Consider the following 16715-nt stretch of genomic DNA (forward strand, 5'->3'; position numbering starts at 1 on the left):
GGTCGAATGTTTGCGCTCCCCACAGTACTGTGCGGGACTGCACCCGCTGGTTTGGAATAGATGGCGCTTCGCGATCCATTCCAATTTCGCCTACGGCGAAACCCCACCGGCTGAGGCCGTTCTACAAACGTTGATACTTTAAAAGTATGGCGGAAATAAATTATAAAATTTTCGATTTTAAATGAAAAGACCCCGCAACAAACGGGGCCAAATTCGTAATTTTTAATTCGTAATTGTTTATAGTCCTGAATTTATGATCGTTTCATCCACCTTATCTATCTCTGCTTTTTCTTCTTTTAGTTTTTTGATCTTTTTACCATACGATATTTTGGTGATCAGTACAAACAGTACCGGCACTACAAATATCGCCAGCGTTGTGGCCGACAGCATCCCTCCAAATACGGTCCAGCCAATGGTTTTACGGGATTCAGCGGCAGCGCCGGTAGCAAAAGCCAGTGGCAATACACCAAGGATGAATGCCAGTGAAGTCATAACGATCGGGCGCAGACGAAGGTTTACCGCCTGCAATGTTGCCGCTATGATGTCCACACCATGGTCTACCCTTTCTTTGGCGAACTCAACGATCAGGATGGCATTTTTTGCCGCCAGGCCGATCAGGGTGATGAGACCGATCTGCGCATAAACGTTATTGGTAAGTTTCGGCAGCAACAATAAGGTCAGGATAGACCCGAATGCCCCGATAGGAACCGCAAACAATACAGAGAAAGGTATCGACCAGCTTTCGTACAAGGCTGCCAGGAACAGGAATACGAAGATGATCGAGATCGCGAAGATGATCACCGTACTGTCCCCGGCGGCAATTTCTTCACGGCTCAGACCACTGAATTCGTAACTGTAACCCACGGGCAACGATTTAGCGGCCACTTCTTTTAAGGCATCAATTGCCTGTCCGCTACTGAAACCGGGCTTTGGCCCACCATTGATCTCAATCGCCCTGTAAATATTGTAATGCGAGATGAGCGACGGGCTTTCCACCACTTTCGTGGATACCAGCGTGCTCAGCGGGATCATGCTGCCCTGGCTGTTTCGCACATAGTATTTCCCCAGTTCACTGATAGAGGAACGGTACGAGCTATCCGCCTGCGCCATCACCCTGAAGTTTCTTCCATAAAGGTTGAAATCATTCACATAACTACTTCCGAGTAATGTACTCATCGTAGCATATACATCCGACACAGACACACCCATTTTCTTCGCCTGTTCTTTATCTACATCCACCTGGTAACTTGGCGTGTGCGTAGTGAAGAAGGTATAAGCCATCCCGATCTCTTTGCGTTGGTTCACTTCCGCGAGGAAATTACGGGCAACTGCTTCAAATTGCTGGATATTATCGGTACTGGTTGTTTGTTGTAATTCAAATGTGAAACCAGCTGTTTGCCCAAGTCCGGGTATTGCAGGTGGCGCGATAGGCAATATCCTTGCTTCCTTGATGTCAGCCGTAGCTTTCTGGATATTCGCGATGATGCTTTGCAACTGCAGCTCTTTCGATTTCCGGTCGTCCCATGGTTTGAGGTTCACGAACATCGTACCCACATTGGATTTATTGGAAAAGCTGATGATGTTTAATCCCGCAAGCCCGCCTACTGTACGCACACCCGGCACTTTTTGCACACGCCCCATGATATCGAGCAACATGGCTTTACTCCTGCTGGTAGAAGCACCTTCAGGCATTTCGTAGGTAACATATAACCTGCCCTCATCTTCCGAAGGAATGAACCCGGATGGTTTGGCTTTGAACATGAAGAACAATCCTACGAAAAGGCACACCAGCATGATGAGCACCAGCGGTGTGGCACGGATCCATTTGGCGACACCCCTGGTATAGGCACGGTTCATTTTACCAAACTTATCATTGAACCATGCAAAGAATTTTTCCAACACATTCTTTTTCGCATTTTCATCTTTGGATGGTTTCAGCATGATGCTGCACAATGCCGGTGTGAGTGATAAGGCTACAAATGCCGATATCATTACGGATACCGCGATGGTGATGGCAAACTGCTGGTACAAGCGGCCTACGATACCTGGAATGAACCCTACCGGTACAAATACCGCGGCAAGGATCAATGCTATCGCAATCACCGGGCCCGAAATATCCCGCATCGCTTTACGCGTGGCTTCCTTCGGGGATAATTTCTGATGATCTATATAATGCTGCACGGCCTCCACCACTACGATGGCATCATCCACCACAATACCGATGGCCAGTACGAACGCGAACAATGTAAGCGTATTGATGGTGAACCCGAATGGTATGAAAAAGATGAACGTACCGATCAATGAAACCGGGATCGCCAATACAGGGATCAATGTCGCTCTCCAGTTTTGCAGGAACAGGAACACCACCACTACCACAAGGATCAGGGCTTCTATGAGGGTATGCAATACTTCTTCGATCGAAACTTTTACTACCGTAACGGTCTCTAACGGCATCGCATAGTCGATATCTTTCGGGAAAGTCTTTTTGATCTCCGTCAGCGCCTTTGTCAACCCTTCGTATGTGGTCAACGCATTGGCGCCGGGCGCCTGGTAGATCAATACGAATGCGGCGGGCTTGCCATCCACATAAGCGTTACTACCGTAATCAAATTTACCCAGTTCTACCCTTGCCACATCTTTCAGGTAAACGATCGTTCCGGTTTCAGGCCGTGTACGAACGATTATATTTTCAAATTGTTCTTTTGTATTCAGGCGGCTGTTGGTAAGTACGCTGTACTCGAAGCTTTGCACATTGGGTTGCGGATTACCACCGATCGTTCCTGCGGCAACCTGAAGATTTTGTTCCGACAATGCAGCAAGGATATCGGAAGTGGTCATTTCCAGGGCGGCCAGTTTCTCAGGATTGAGCCATATACGCATGCCGAAATCATCCGCACGCGAAACGATATCACCCACACCCGGTACCCTTTGCAAAGCATCTTTCAGGTAGATGTTGGCATAGTTGCCGATGAAGGTAGCATCGTGCGTTCCATTCGGGGAATACAATGCCAGCGCCACCATGATACTGGGGTTACGCTTTCTAACGGTAAGACCTAAACGCTTTACCGCATCGGGTAAGGTAGGTTGCGCAACACTCACCCTGTTCTGTACATCCAGCGCCGCAATATTGACATCGGTGCCGATATCAAAGTTCACGTTGATGCTGCTCTGTCCGCTGCTGGTACTGTTGCTGCTCATGTAAGTCATGCCCGGCGTACCATTGATCTGGGTTTCTATCGCAGTTGTTGTTGTCTGTTCTACAGTCTGTGCATCCGCACCGGTAAAGTTTCCCGATACAGTCACCGTTGGTGGGGTGATGTTCGGATATTGTGCAATGGGCAACACGGTCATGGCGATCAAGCCCACCAGCACGATCACCACTGAGATCACGATTGCCGTTACAGGTTTTTTTATAAAAGTTTCTGCTATCATTTGTCGTTTTTTCGGCTGCTTACCAGCCTATACATGAATCTATTTTTTTGGTGCTGCAGCGCCCGCTGCCGCAGGCGCACCTATCGTTACTTTAGTTCCTTCCCTGAGATTTTGAACACCCTGGGTAACTACTTTTTCGCCTGCCTTCAATCCATCTTTTACAATAATGTCAGCACCAAGCGCTTTCCCCAGCACAATTTTTCTCTGAGAAACCTTGCTGCTATCGCCCGGTACATACACAAAATATTCGCCGAGCTGCTCTACCACTGCTTTGTAAGGTATCACCAACGCCTGTGTGGCGCTGTTGTTTTTTACCCTTACTGTTCCGTTCATACCGGCTTTCAGCAGGTTTTCTTTATTAGGGAAAACGAGCCTTGCCTTGATAGTACCGGTTTGCGGGTTCACCGCCCTGTCTATCAATGCCAGTTTACCGGGCTGAGGATAAACTTCCCCTTCAAATGCCAGTGTAAAAGTAGAATCGCCTGCTTTCGGCTTTTCATTCAACATGTTGGCGAAACGGAAGATATCTTTTTGTTCTACGTTGAAATCAACCGCCAGTTCACCATCAGCCGAAACTGTATTGAGTAACGTTTGTCCGGCAGTAACCGCCGCACCGGTTTTAACCAATGAAATACCGATGATACCATCAAACGGCGCAAATACTTTTGTATAACGCACGCTGGTAGAAACGGCCTGTATATTCGCTCTTGCAGCAGCAGCCTGGCGTTGAGCCACCTGTACAGCCGCATCGGCATTATCCACCAGTTGTTTCGCTACGGCATCCGCACGATCAAGTTCGTGATAACGGGCTGCGTCTTTTTCTGCTTTATTGAGATTGGCTTCCACTACCTGCAGATTGGCGACCGCTTGCTGATAATTGGCAGAGTACAATTGCGCATCTACCGAATAAAGCAATTGGCCTTTTCTCACTTTTGCGCCGTCGGCGAAATGAACACCTGTGATGAAGCCACTTACCTGCGGACGAAGTTCTACCTGGTTCAACGGAGTGATGGTAGCCGGGTATTCATCAAAATAAACAGCATCCGTAGCCCTTACTTCTTCTACAGTAACATTGGGTGGCGGTGGTGGTGGCGGTGTGCTGGCTTTATTGCCACAAGCTGCCATCAGCAGCAATGAAGCGATCCCGGTATATCTGAAGAGTTGTTTTGACAATGTATGATTCATATTTTCTTATTGTAATGTTGGAGAATTATTCTTTATAATTAATAGGCGATCTGACCCAGCGCCTTCTGAACATCTGTTTTGGCGGCCAGCACCTGGTAGAGCGAATTGAAATAATTGATCTGTGAAGTACGCAGGTCAGTTTCCGCGGTGATCACTTCGAGATATGTTTTAATACCCGAACGATATTGCAGGTTGATCACATCGTATACTTCCCGGGCAACCTGTACGTTTTCTTTCAATGCGAGATAATTTTCGAGGTTGCTTTGGTATACCGCCAGGGCCTGTGCATACTGGGCATTTACATTGTTTTTCAACGCAGCGATATCGTAGCTGTTGCGTTTCAACTGCAATTCAGCAGTTTTGATATTCGCCTTACGTTTTCCTCCCTGGAAAATAGGCACGGCCAAAGTCAGCGCAGCAAATGAGTTGGGAAAATTGGTGTTGTATAATTTACCAAAATCATTGTTCTGAAAGTTGAGGTTGTATGCACCATTCACAGAAACAGACGGAAGATAACTCCAACGGTTATACGAAACATTCGCACTCAAAAGTTTCTGTTGTGTTTCCAGCAACCTGTACTCGATACGTGATTTGTAATCCGGTCTCTGTAAGGTATCCAGCGCTATTTCGTTTTCCATCGCGGTGCTGTCGTACACAATATTCAGCGTGCCCGATTCAGGATAAGCCATCAAAGACTTCAAATATTCCAGCTTGGCTTTCACCAGCTCCTCATTGCTGCGTTTGGAAGCCTTCAGGTTGTTGAGCGTGATCGTTGCCCTTTTGTAATCGATCTTATCGGTGATGCCCGCCTTGTATTGCGCAGTAGCATCTTTAAGGCTACGCTCCACCCTGGTAATATTTTCAGTGGCTACTTTTATCTGCTGGGTAGTGGCCAATACATCATAAAATGCTTTGGTCACATTTACCGCAAGGTCTATCTTATTGCTTTCGGTAGTTTGTCTTGTCTGCAGCAATACATCAGATTTTGTGCGGCGCGCCAGTAAAACATCCCTGTTGAAGATCGTTTGTGATGCGGTGAATTGTCCTGCGGAAGTATTATCAACACCAAGCCGGATGGCGTTTCCACCGATCACACTTGTCTGCAATAAAAAATTATGCTGTAAACTGTAGGCGAAATTCACCTGGGGGTACCAATCTGCCAGTTTGCTGCGCACAGTAGATGCGGTGATCTCTTCATCCAGCAAAGCCTGCTGTATACGCGGTTGATTTTTGATGGCATACTCAACGGCTGCTTTCAACGTCACCTCATTGAGCAGGCTATCCTGTGAGTTTGCCTGGGCAGACACCGCAAAAGGCGACAGGCAGATCAACATCGCCACACCCAACACAATTTTTCCCGGCCTTAAATTTCGCTCCTCCACAGGTGCAGGCCCGTTCATTCTTTTGTTCCTCATTACTATCACTTTATTCTTAAATTAAATGCCCTGGCTACATGGGTATGCAGGGCAACACTTCAGTTCGTGTTTCAAGGCTGGCAATCGAACTATGGCTATCGTGGTATGATCTGAACGATGAAGAACCGCAGGCAGGGATCAAAGCTAAGTGCAGCCGTTGCTGAATGTTTGTAATGCATTCATTTTCATTGTAATAATAACCCTTCAGGTTCCCTTCATCCAAGGCCCGGTATGGCATCCGGAACCACTGTTTTCATCAAATACCCAATGATACATTGAAGATGCAAATGTATTATTTATTTTGAAATTAAACAGATGTTTAATTTTTTAAACGGTAATAATTTCCGCTAATCGGAAATATGGTGGCGAGTGGCGGATGCGGGTTATTGATCGTTAGCGAAATTATCTCTGCGAAGTTTGTTTTTCCTTGGTACTCTGCGGTGAAGCAAGGTTTCTTAAACCGCAGAGAACAGGAGTTAAAGGAGTTTTCGCAGAGAAAACGCATTTTAACTACCCTCATACGATCACCAACCCGTCAACCGGCACTATTAAGATACCTTCTTATCTTTTTTGTATCGTTGAAAAAGATCCAGTTTGAATTTGATATTTCCATCAGGCCCTGGCTGCCCGCGAATGAAAATGCTTCTGCCGCCTTTTGCATCGGTACCGATATTTTCAGGCACATAATCGGCCTTGCGTTTTTTGAGGTTATTCAACGGCACCTGTATACTTATATCGGTATTGCCGCGGTTGCTGAAAATGCCTTCCACAAACATCGACAGCACACTCGATTGAATTTCCATGCGGTTGATGGTAATGTCCTGATTGTGTACGACCAGCCTGTCTTTCAATTCCGCGAAGCGGATGTTGTCAAAATCCCGGTTCTTGAAAATGAAATTCTGTAGCTTCTTAACGGGTTCATAATTATTCAATGCACCGTTCTTCAGGGAAAAATCGATGGTGCTTTCGATACTTGCCGGCATCACTTTACCCGCATCACTGATGAGCATAGATGCCGAAAGCTTTGTATCCAGCGCTCCTTCCAGGCTTTGCGCCGTAATACCATCCTGCCCGAAATTATCAAACGCGGTGAATAATTTCTGAACATTCACCCGGCTCATATTCACATCCAGATTGGCTTTACTCCGGCCATTTGGCTGGTTGAGCAAAGCCCCCTTCATGCTGATATTTCCACCCGCATGCACCATACTTACATTATTGATCACATACCGATCCTGCAACAGGGTGATATCTGCCACCACTCCATCGGCCCTGAATTTTTTGAAGTAAAGGGTATTGGCTTTCAGGTTTACATGGAGATTACCTTGTTCCAGCATCTTATCGATATTATCGGCGGCCTGTGCCCGTTTTTGTTTGGAGGTTGCTCCGGAAGTTGATTTACCCCTGCTTTTTAAAAGGTAAGTGAAGGCGCCCAGGTTGAGTGAAGGCGAAAAGATGCTAAAATCTATATTCACTTTTCCAGGTTCGGTATTGATGAGGGTGAGAAGATTTTTCGCAGTGCCATTCATGACAATGCTGTTTCCTAACACACTCGCCTGGATATTCTGTATAAAAAGATCCGAATTTTTAAACTGCAGGTTACCATTCACGTTCTTCATTTCAACATTGCGTGGAGCATACAGCACATTTCCATTCCGGAATGAAATATTTCCATCCAGGAATGAGTTGGTATTGTTGTTTCGCTGTATCGGCCCCTGGTATTTCAATTCCACAGTTCCATCGCCCGATTGCAAACGGATCGCCTCGCTGCCGATGAGCTCGTTGAGTTTTGTCAACGGGAAATTTGCCGTAAGGTCTGCCGTAAGCAAAGGCGTCTGCAGATCGAGTATCTCGATACTTTTTGCCGTCATGGGCAATCCGTGCCATTCGGCGGAAAAACCCGTGACGAGTATTTTGGAATTCGGATCTTTTCTTGGAAACCCGGCTATCACTTCATTGGTATAATAACCATTAAAAGACGTTTTTTCAAAATCCATGAAAGGCGTGGCCAGGCTGGCATCTTTGGTGGAAAAATTCACTTTAAGCAATGGTTCGCCGCCTTTCAGCGGGCCAGTGATCGTTGCCGTTGCGTCCAGCTTTTTGTCGAGTTGAACAATGGATAACGATCGGGCGATCTTTTCCGGCAGCAATGCTTTTATTTCTTCATAACCCGCACCTTTTGTATAAAGTTTCAGAAAAAATTGTGGCGAGACAGCGCCCAGATCGAAACTACCGGTGATATTGAAACGCTGTCCCTGCAACTTCACATCCACGCTGTCAAATTGAAGCTGGTTCAGCTTTTTATCATACCGCATGCTGAGATCACTCTTAAAAGTTTTTCCCTTCAGAAAACTCCCTTTAATCAGGTTGAATGCAAGGCTGTTGACCAATATATCGGCTTTGGTATGAAAGACGGTTTGTGTAGCTTCATCGTCCAGCTTCACATCCAGCTCCTTTACCAGAAGATCGTGCAGCTTTTCTTTCCGCCGGTCATCGATGACGATATTGATATCATTGAGCCGGATATTTTTTAATTCGTTGGTGTTGGATGCAGATTGACTCTGCGCTGCAGGTGCCGTTTTTTTGGGTTTTAACAGATAGGTATTGGTATATCCTGAAGTGTCGGTGTACAGATATATCCGTCCATTATCCAGTCGCAAACCATTGATGGGCGTCTGTTTCTTCAGCAGTTTGCTGATGCTGAGCGTTGCATACACTTCCTTACATTCAAAAAAAACATGTCCATGCGAAGTAAACATGGTGTCGGTGATCCTTACACCGCTCAATCGTACCGCCACTTTGGGGAAATTTTTGAAGAAACTGAGGTCAGCATCGGCGATATCCACTTTACCGCTGATCTTGGTGCTGATGGCTGCCGTCACTTCGGCGAGGATCTTTTTTTTATTGGCTGATACATATATATATACAGCAACAAAAAGCACAACAAACACCAGCAGCAGTATCCTGAGGACCTTCCATGTATAACGGAACATTTTTTTCAATGCCGGTGAGATTGTTTGCATGAATCTACAAATTTTTTATCGGGTAAACTGTTGTTACTTTGCAGGGTAGTTCATCAAACTTTGAACCAACAATTTTTCACCAACAACAGCGGCAATGAAATTGCAATTATGGAGCGTGGGAAAGGCGCACGAAAGCCACGTCAGTGAAGGGATAGAGCTATTCACCAAAAGGATTGGCAATTATTTCCCGGTACAATGGACCTTATTACCCGCTCCAAAAAACGCGGCTTCGCTGAGTGAAACAGACCTTAAGATCAAAGAAGGGGAACTCATACTGAACCAGCTGAAAAAAGAGGATTATCTCGTGGTGCTCGACGAAAGAGGGAAATTGCTCAACAGTGAAGGGGTGGCTGCTTTTCTCCAACAAAGGGCAAATGAAAGCGAAAAGAACATCGTTTTCCTCATCGGCGGCGCATTTGGAGTAAGCGCCGATGTACTGCAAAGGGCAAATTTTAAATGGAGCTTATCACAGCTGGTTTTTCCGCATCAACTGGTAAGGTTCATCCTGGCCGAGCAAATATACAGGGCGTGTACGATCATGAGGAATGAGAAATATCACCATTCATGACAATTACGAATTAATAATTACGAATTACGAATGTGTTTAATTGTTGCCTTACATGACTCCGAAAAGTATATACCTTTACGCCTCGTAATTCGTAATTCGTAATTTTTAATTCCTTTTATATGGATTTTTCCCAGTCCCCCATCACCTTCATCCTGATAGCCATAAACGTCATCTTTTCTATCATCGGCTTTAGCAACGATTCTTTTGTGAGCAAAACCATCCTGTGGCCTTACGGTATCAAAAGAGAAAAACAGTACGGTCGTTTTATCACATCAGGCTTTTTGCATGCAGACTGGGGCCACCTGTTCTTCAACATGTTCACGTTCTTCTTTTTTGGTCAGCAGGTGGAGCGGGTGTTTACTTATTATGGATTGGGCGGCAAGATCGCTTTCATTCTTTTATACTTCCTGGCATTGATCGTATCGGATTTGCCCAGTTATTTCAAGAACAGGGATAATCCTTCGTATCGGGCGCTGGGTGCGTCGGGAGCCGTTTCGGCAGTAGTGTTTGCCGGTATACTTTTCAACCCATGGGGAAGGCTGTATATTTATGCGGCAATTCCTATTTCGTATACATTATTTGCGGTATTGTATATCGTGTATTGTATCTATATGAGCCGCAGGGCGAGTGATAATGTTAACCATGATGCGCATTTATACGGCTCTTTATTCGGGCTCTTGTTTACCATCCTCTTAATCGGTATCATGAACCCATCGCTGATCACGCCGATCATAGAGCAGTTTAAAAATCCGAGCATTTTAGGAAGGTAAAAATTCAAGACGGAGAGCTGCTGCTGAGGAATTACGGATCTTAAAACGATCATCGATGCGTAATCCTGCGATCCAGATTATTTTTTTATCACTCTCCACCACCCAGGTATTTTCTTTCTGGTTGAGCGATAATTTCTGGTCGATAAAAAAACGGCTCAGCTTCTTTTTTTTCTGCATGCCCAACGGGTAAAAATAATCGCCTTGTTTCCACTTGCGGATGATCAGCGGATATTTCAACTCTTTGGCTGATAACTGCGCCACCAATGGCGATGCGTCTATCGTTTGAGTAAAAGGTAATTTTGTACTGACCAGTTTTCCGCCGGGAAAAACCAGTTGCGTATCATTCCCTTCCAGCAAATAAACAGAATTATCCGTTTCTGCCAGCGGCGAAATGATCAGCCATTTACGGTTACGCAAAATGCGGTGAGTACCGGATTGCACATATTTTCCGCTTTCGCTTTCCAGCAGCTTCAGCACTTCTTCTGCCTGGGCGGCGGAGAAAGAAAAATCTTTCACGATCTCATACAGCACCGTATGAAGCGCCGGAGTTTTTGCCAGCTTCAATACAGGTATATGCCGTTCGTTGCCCACCTGTGTAAGCAATGACTTTTTAGTGGCATCAATAGCAGATTTATAAATAGTATTGATCTCCCTGAAACGGATGGCATTGTCCAGCAGGTTTTCTTTTACCTGCGGAAAAATTTCTTGCAGTGCCGGGATCAATTGGTTGCGAAAATAATTGCGGGTGTATTTATCACTGGCATTGCTGCTGTCTTCGCGATACGATAAATTATTTTCTTTCGCATATGCGTGGATATCTTCCTTTGTGGCAAATAACAAAGGCCGGACGATATTGTGATGCTTTGGCAAGATCCCTTTCAAACCATTGATACCACTGCCTTTGAAGAAGTTCATCAAAATGGTTTCCATATTATCATCAGCATGATGAGCGGTGAGGAGAAAGCCCCTCCGCTCCCCAAGGGGAGTGTTGAATGTTGCAATATTTTTATCTTCTTCAGATTGTTGAAGTAGTTCGTTGAACCAGGTATAACGCAGTTCTCTTGCGGCTACCTGTATGCTCACTTTATTTTCGGCAGCATATTTTTCTGTATCAAATCTTTTCACCCGAACCGGCACTTCCAGTTCTTTCGCGAAAGCTATTACGAATGCTTCATCGCCCTCGCTCTCCTCATTGCGCAGCTGGAAATTGCAATGCGCTATAGAAAAATCGTAGCCCGCCGATTTACATAAATGGCACAACACGATACTATCCACCCCGCCACTAACGGCAACGAGCAGACGATCTTTTGGAGAGAAAAGATGATGTTGTTGTATGAAACTTTTAAATGATGATTGTAAGTTCATGTTTGTAATGGATAATAGTAGAATGGATAATGGATAATGCATTAACGTTGAAGAACTTTCGGCACTGGTATGTATTACGGGTTGAAAACATTATCCATTATACCGTTATCCATTGTCCGTTTTATTCTTCAATATCCTCCAGGGCTCCCTGCAGTTCATTATAACTATGGTTATCGCCCGCCTTTTTAGCTTCCTCCATTCCCCGTTTATAAACCCTGATCGCCCGCTCATAATCCGCTACCCTTTCCAGCAATTTGCCCAGGTGATAATAAGAGCCGATATAGGTAGGTTCGCGGAGCAATATCTCGTTGAACAGTTTCCTGGCTTCCTCATCGTTCCCGATCTTGATATATTCCAGCGCCAGCGCATGCTGCAGGAAGCTGTCCTTGTCGGAAGTCTTCATAAATTCCAGTAATTTTTGTATCCTGTCACTCATTTTTCTAAATTGATCTTTTTGTTAAAATATCAGTCAGCCTGAGCCTGTCGAAGGCGGATCAGGATACATAATTTCGCCTTCGACAGGCTCAGGCTGACAGCGAAAATCATTTTGTAATTTTTTTTAGCTGCTTGCGCCAGTTATCTTTGTAATCCTATATATTTGCATATAGTTGCATAAACAACTTTTATTTATAAGTCGTCGCCAACCCTGGTGATATAAAAATTGTAGTATGAAAATTTTGGTTTGCATCAGTAAAACGCCCGATACAACGGCAAAAATAGCTTTCAGCGACAACAATACGAAATTTGCCGAAGCCGGCGTGCAATGGATCATCAATCCTTACGACGAATGGTATGCCCTGGTAAGGGCGATCGAATTAAAAGAAGCCGATCCTTCCACGGTGCTTCACCTGGTAAATGTTGGCGGCGCCGACAGTGAGCCGATCATCCGCAAAGCACTTGCTTTGGGTGGTGATGAAGCGATCCGGGTAAACAGCGACAATGCTGACAGCTTCAACATTGCATCCCAGATTGCCGCTATCGCAAAAGACGGCGCTTACGACCTGATATTTACCGGTAAAGAAACCATCGATTACAATGGTTCTTCCATCGGCGGTATGGTAGCCGAACTCCTCGACCTGCCCTATATTTCCCATGCAGTAAAATTTGACCTCGAAGGAGGAAAAGCTGTAGTGGTACGTGAGATCGAAGGAGGTGAAGAAACCGATAAAGCGGCACTGCCATTGGTAGTGAGCTGCCAGAAAGGGATGGCGGAACAACGTATCCCGAACATGAAAGGCATCATGGGCGCCCGTACCAAACCTTTGAAAGTGACTGAACCTGTAGCAGCTGAAACGTTGACTGCCGTTGCTTCTTTTGATCTGCCCCCGGCAAAAGCAGGGGTTAAATTGGTTCCTGCGGATAACCCGGAAGAACTGGTGAGGTTGCTTCATGAGGAGGCGAGGGTGATATAATGGATAATGGATAACGGGACAATGGATAATGCTTTCAGGCTGAAATCTGTTGGGAAAAACAACAGTTTTTATCGGGGAAATAACCTTGGTAGACAATTCAGGAAATCTGAATATTGCTTTTCAATCGTTATCATGAAACCCAATATATTAAAACAAAAAAGTTTTGCTTTTTCTGTACGGATGGTTAATTTATACAAGTTCTTAAAAAGTCGGCACAGGGAATATATTATTTCTCAACAGGTAATGAGATGTGGAACTTCTATCGGAGCACTTATTCGCGAATCTGAACAAGCCGAGAGTGTGAGGGATTTTATTCATAAACTTAGCATTGGTTTAAAAGAGGCAAACGAATGCGATTATTGGCTCGATCTATTGAGTGCGACCTTTTACATAACCGAAAAAATGTATCGTTCTTTAAAGAGAGATTGCGAAGAGCTATTAAAAATACTTACTGCCAGTATAAAGACAAGTAAGTTGCGAATAAAATAAAATTAAAAAAAAGATAAAGCACCAGTTGAAAGCATTATCAATTATCCATTATTAAATTATCCATTATATGAGCGTTTTAGTTTTTTTAGACCAGGCAGACGGACATATCAAGAAGTCTTCATTTGAAGCTGCGTCTTATGCTTCAAAAGTTGCAGAACAAATTGGCTCTACGGCTGAAGCCATAGTTTTAGGGAATGTTTCAGATGATCTTTCCTCAGTGGGAAATTACGGCATCAAAAAAGTACATACAGTGGCCGATGCTACATTGAACAATTTCGATGCACAGGTTTTTGCAAAGATCATCGCACAGGCAGCGGAAGCTACCAATGCCGATGTGATCGTATTCAGCAACAATATCGCAGGAAAGGCCGTAGCGCCACGTTTGAGCGTACGGTTAAAAGCCGGACTGGTTTCGGGAGCAGTAGCCTTACCGGACACCAGCAATGGTTTCGTGGTGAAGAAAACGGTTTTCAGCGGTAAGGCATTCGCCAATATTGCTGTAACCAGCGCCAAAAAGATCATCGCACTGAACGTAAATTCATTTGCCGTAACAACCGGCAGCGGAACTGCAGAAGTGGCACCATTTGCTGCTACCATCGACGCGGCTAAAGTGGAAGTTGCTTCTGTAAATAAAGTGGTAGGCGAAGTGCCATTGAGCGAAGCGGAAATCGTGGTGAGCGGTGGCCGTGGACTGAAAGGGCCTGAAAACTGGGGACTGGTGACCGACCTGGCAGAATTGCTGGGTGCCGCCACAGCCTGCAGCCGCCCTGTAGCCGATATTCACTGGAGGCCGCATCATGAGCATGTTGGACAAACCGGACTCGCCATTGCGCCAAACCTATACATTGCCATCGGTATCTCGGGAGCCATCCAGCATCTTGCGGGGGTTAACCGTAGCAAAACCATCGTGGTGATCAACAAAGATCCGGAAGCGCCCTTCTTCAAAGCGGCGGATTATGGTATCGTAGGCGACGCATTTGAAGTGATGCCGAAGATCATTGATGCCGTGAGAAAGCTGAAGGGAGCGTAAAGATGACGGGCCATAGACCACCGACCACGGACCACAGTACATTTATGATGATTGACCTTAATACATCTATTACAGTGGTCGGTTGTCGGTTGGCCTTCGTCAGTAATATATTGAGCCGCAGGTGTAAACGCATCTGTGGCTTTTTTATTCAGCCTTGCCCCTTTTACATTTTTTCTTTGCGCCTTTGCGTGAAAACTTCCAAAAAACAATGATTTCAATAAAAAAATTGTTTTAGTTTCGTACACAATTATGAAGAAAATAGAACTGGAAATAGTGGCGCTTTCGCATAGCATTACTCAAACTCATTCATATGCAGTAGTATTGGGCGAAGTTAACGGCTTAAGGCGGTTACCGATCGTGATCGGCGGATTTGAAGCCCAGGCCATTGCGGTAGCCCTGGAAAGGATGAACCCAAGCCGCCCCCTTACGCACGACCTGATGAAAAATTTCATGATCGCTTTTAATGTGGAACTGCACGAGATCGTGATCAACGACCTACAGGAAGGTATATTTTATTCAAAACTCGTGTGCAGCTCGGCCAATGATACCGTAGAGATCGACAGCCGCACTTCCGATGCATTGGCACTGGCCGTGAGGTTCGGTTGCCCCATTTATACATACGACAACATTCTCGACCAGGCAGGCGTATTGATGGAAGACGATCACAAAAAGACCGATATTCCGGCCGCTTCTTCTACCCTCACTTCTGAAACCGGTGGCAAGGAAAATCTCCAATCTCTCAGCCTCGAAGAATTGAATACCTTGCTCGCCGAAGTATTGGAGCAGGAAGATTATATCAAAGCTATCGCAATCAGGGACGAGATCAAAAGCCGGGGCAAATAATTCATTGCTCCGTAAAATATTCCATATCGTATTTTTTGTATTGCTTTCCTGCACTGGTTTTGCGCAGGCAATATTCAAAGGTAAAGTCGTGAATGAATCCACCGGCGAAGCATTGGCTGGCGCCAGTATTTATTTCAATAACACTTCTTACGGAACTACCACCAGCCAGAATGGTGAATTTTCCATTCCATTCCCCTCCATCCCGCATCCGGAACTCATTATTTCCTCCGTGGGTTTTGACATCATCAGCTACCGGCCTGCTGCCGGTGAAGACATCAATCGCCGGTATGTTTTTAAACTGATGGCAAAGCAATCGCTGATGCAGGATATAGTGGTGCTGCCAGATGCCACACGAAGGAAATACCTGAAAATATTTTCCGATAATTTTTTAGGTATCACCCAGGAAGGTGCTACCAGCAAGCTGAAAAATATTGATGGTATTTATTTTACCAAGGATCCGGCCGACAGGTACGCCTTCAAAGCGTACTGTGATACCCCGTTAGTGATCGTGAACAAACTCCTCGGCTACAGGGTTTATTTTCAGCTGCAGGAATTTTATTACAATGAAAATACCGGTGCCACTTCCTTTTATGGTTTCACCCGTTATGAAGAAATGGGTGATAAAAAACGCTGGGTGAAACACAGGCGTAAAGCCTATTACGGAAGCACGATGCATTTTTTCCGTTCACTCATCAGCCATAAGCTGAATGAAAATTCCTTCAAAGTATTTTTTGTACGGACGGACTCCATTAGAAAACCGGATGGGCAGATACAGGCGATGGATATGGCCATCCCAACAACCGATTCGGCATTGGTAAGAAAAGACAGCAGCGAAACGGAAGTAAAATATATTGCCAGCTGGAAAATCAAGCTGATGGTACAGTATAACAAAGACCCTGCGTCGAAAGCTTACCTGCGTCAGAACACATTACTCAATGGCTCACTGCCAGTAGGTTTCAGGGCGTACATGATCTTTAAGGCAGGAGAAGACAAACTGGAGATCGATAGCAACGGCATCCTCGTCAACCCCATGAGCATTTCTTTCAGCGGCTACTGGATCTATGAAAAAGCAGCGAACTTACTCCCTTATGATTACAATCCCGATGCCAATTAATAATTAATAATTAATAATTCGATTAAGTGCATGTTGGATCACTACAGAAACTGTTTATCTTTATTACTT

General features: G+C 45.2%; 13 protein-coding genes. 7 read left to right on the plus strand and 6 right to left on the minus strand.

Annotated elements, in window-relative coordinates:
• Nucleotides 1–237 precede the first annotated feature (237 nt).
• The 4 genes from EGI32_RS02470 to EGI32_RS02485 form a co-directional block, all read right to left on the minus strand.
• Complete coding sequence (locus EGI32_RS02470; protein ID WP_255153778.1) at nt 238–3432, minus strand: efflux RND transporter permease subunit; 3195 nt, start codon at nt 3430–3432, stop codon at nt 238–240.
• 39 nt (nt 3433–3471) lie between these two features.
• Nucleotides 3472–4617: an efflux RND transporter periplasmic adaptor subunit gene (locus tag EGI32_RS02475; protein ID WP_255153779.1), complete on the minus strand. Its 1146-nt coding sequence runs from the start codon at nt 4615–4617 to the stop codon at nt 3472–3474.
• 38 nt (nt 4618–4655) lie between these two features.
• A complete protein-coding gene (locus EGI32_RS02480) occupies nt 4656–6032 on the minus strand; it encodes a TolC family protein (RefSeq protein WP_255153780.1) in 1377 nt (458 codons plus the stop codon).
• 548 nt (nt 6033–6580) lie between these two features.
• On the minus strand, nt 6581–9055 hold the full coding sequence (locus EGI32_RS02485; protein WP_255153781.1) for a DUF3971 domain-containing protein: 2475 nt from the start codon (nt 9053–9055) through the stop codon (nt 6581–6583).
• Between the two features lie 94 nt (nt 9056–9149).
• Between EGI32_RS02485 and EGI32_RS02490 the strand changes: the two genes are divergently transcribed.
• Nucleotides 9150–9623 carry a 23S rRNA (pseudouridine(1915)-N(3))-methyltransferase RlmH gene (locus tag EGI32_RS02490; RefSeq protein WP_255153782.1) on the plus strand — a complete coding sequence of 158 codons (474 nt, stop codon included), beginning with the start codon at nt 9150–9152 and terminating at the stop codon, nt 9621–9623.
• A 119-nt stretch (nt 9624–9742) separates the two neighbouring features.
• Complete coding sequence (locus tag EGI32_RS02495) at nt 9743–10393, plus strand: rhomboid family intramembrane serine protease (protein ID WP_255153783.1); 651 nt, start codon at nt 9743–9745, stop codon at nt 10391–10393.
• On the opposite strand, the gene tilS is transcribed toward EGI32_RS02495, so the two are convergent.
• Both tilS and EGI32_RS02505 read right to left on the minus strand, forming a co-directional pair.
• Nucleotides 10382–11758, minus strand: a complete 1377-nt coding sequence (gene tilS / locus EGI32_RS02500) for a tRNA lysidine(34) synthetase TilS (protein ID WP_255153784.1) — start codon at nt 11756–11758, stop codon at nt 10382–10384. The two genes, EGI32_RS02495 and tilS, sit on opposite strands and share 12 nt — an antisense overlap.
• Nucleotides 11759–11879: 121 nt before the next feature.
• The gene (locus EGI32_RS02505) at nt 11880–12194 is read right to left on the minus strand and encodes a lipopolysaccharide assembly protein LapB (RefSeq protein ID WP_255153785.1); all 315 of its coding nucleotides are present in this window, start codon (nt 12192–12194) and stop codon (nt 11880–11882) included.
• Nucleotides 12195–12426: 232 nt separating this feature from the next.
• Between EGI32_RS02505 and EGI32_RS02510 the strand changes: the two genes are divergently transcribed.
• The 5 genes from EGI32_RS02510 to EGI32_RS02530 all read left to right on the plus strand — a co-directional run bounded on the left by EGI32_RS02510 (nt 12427) and on the right by EGI32_RS02530 (nt 16646).
• Entirely contained in the window at nt 12427–13170 is a 744-nt protein-coding gene (locus EGI32_RS02510; RefSeq protein WP_255153786.1) for an electron transfer flavoprotein subunit beta/FixA family protein, read from the plus strand.
• Nucleotides 13171–13176: 6 nt separating this feature from the next.
• The gene (locus EGI32_RS02515; RefSeq protein WP_255153787.1) at nt 13177–13659 is read left to right on the plus strand and encodes a four helix bundle protein; all 483 of its coding nucleotides are present in this window, start codon (nt 13177–13179) and stop codon (nt 13657–13659) included.
• Nucleotides 13660–13726: 67 nt separating this feature from the next.
• Nucleotides 13727–14689, plus strand: coding sequence for an electron transfer flavoprotein subunit alpha/FixB family protein (locus tag EGI32_RS02520; protein ID WP_255153788.1), 963 nt, complete (start codon nt 13727–13729; stop codon nt 14687–14689).
• Nucleotides 14690–14938: 249 nt separating this feature from the next.
• Entirely contained in the window at nt 14939–15532 is a 594-nt protein-coding gene (locus EGI32_RS02525) for a bifunctional nuclease family protein (protein WP_255153789.1), read from the plus strand.
• A gap of 4 nt (nt 15533–15536) precedes the next feature.
• Complete coding sequence (locus tag EGI32_RS02530) at nt 15537–16646, plus strand: carboxypeptidase-like regulatory domain-containing protein (protein WP_255153790.1); 1110 nt, start codon at nt 15537–15539, stop codon at nt 16644–16646.
• The last annotated feature ends 69 nt before the right edge of the window (nt 16647–16715 follow it).

The sequence above is a fragment of the Ferruginibacter sp. HRS2-29 genome, from assembly GCF_024343615.1.
Classification (GTDB): Bacteria; Bacteroidota; Bacteroidia; order Chitinophagales; family Chitinophagaceae; genus Ferruginibacter.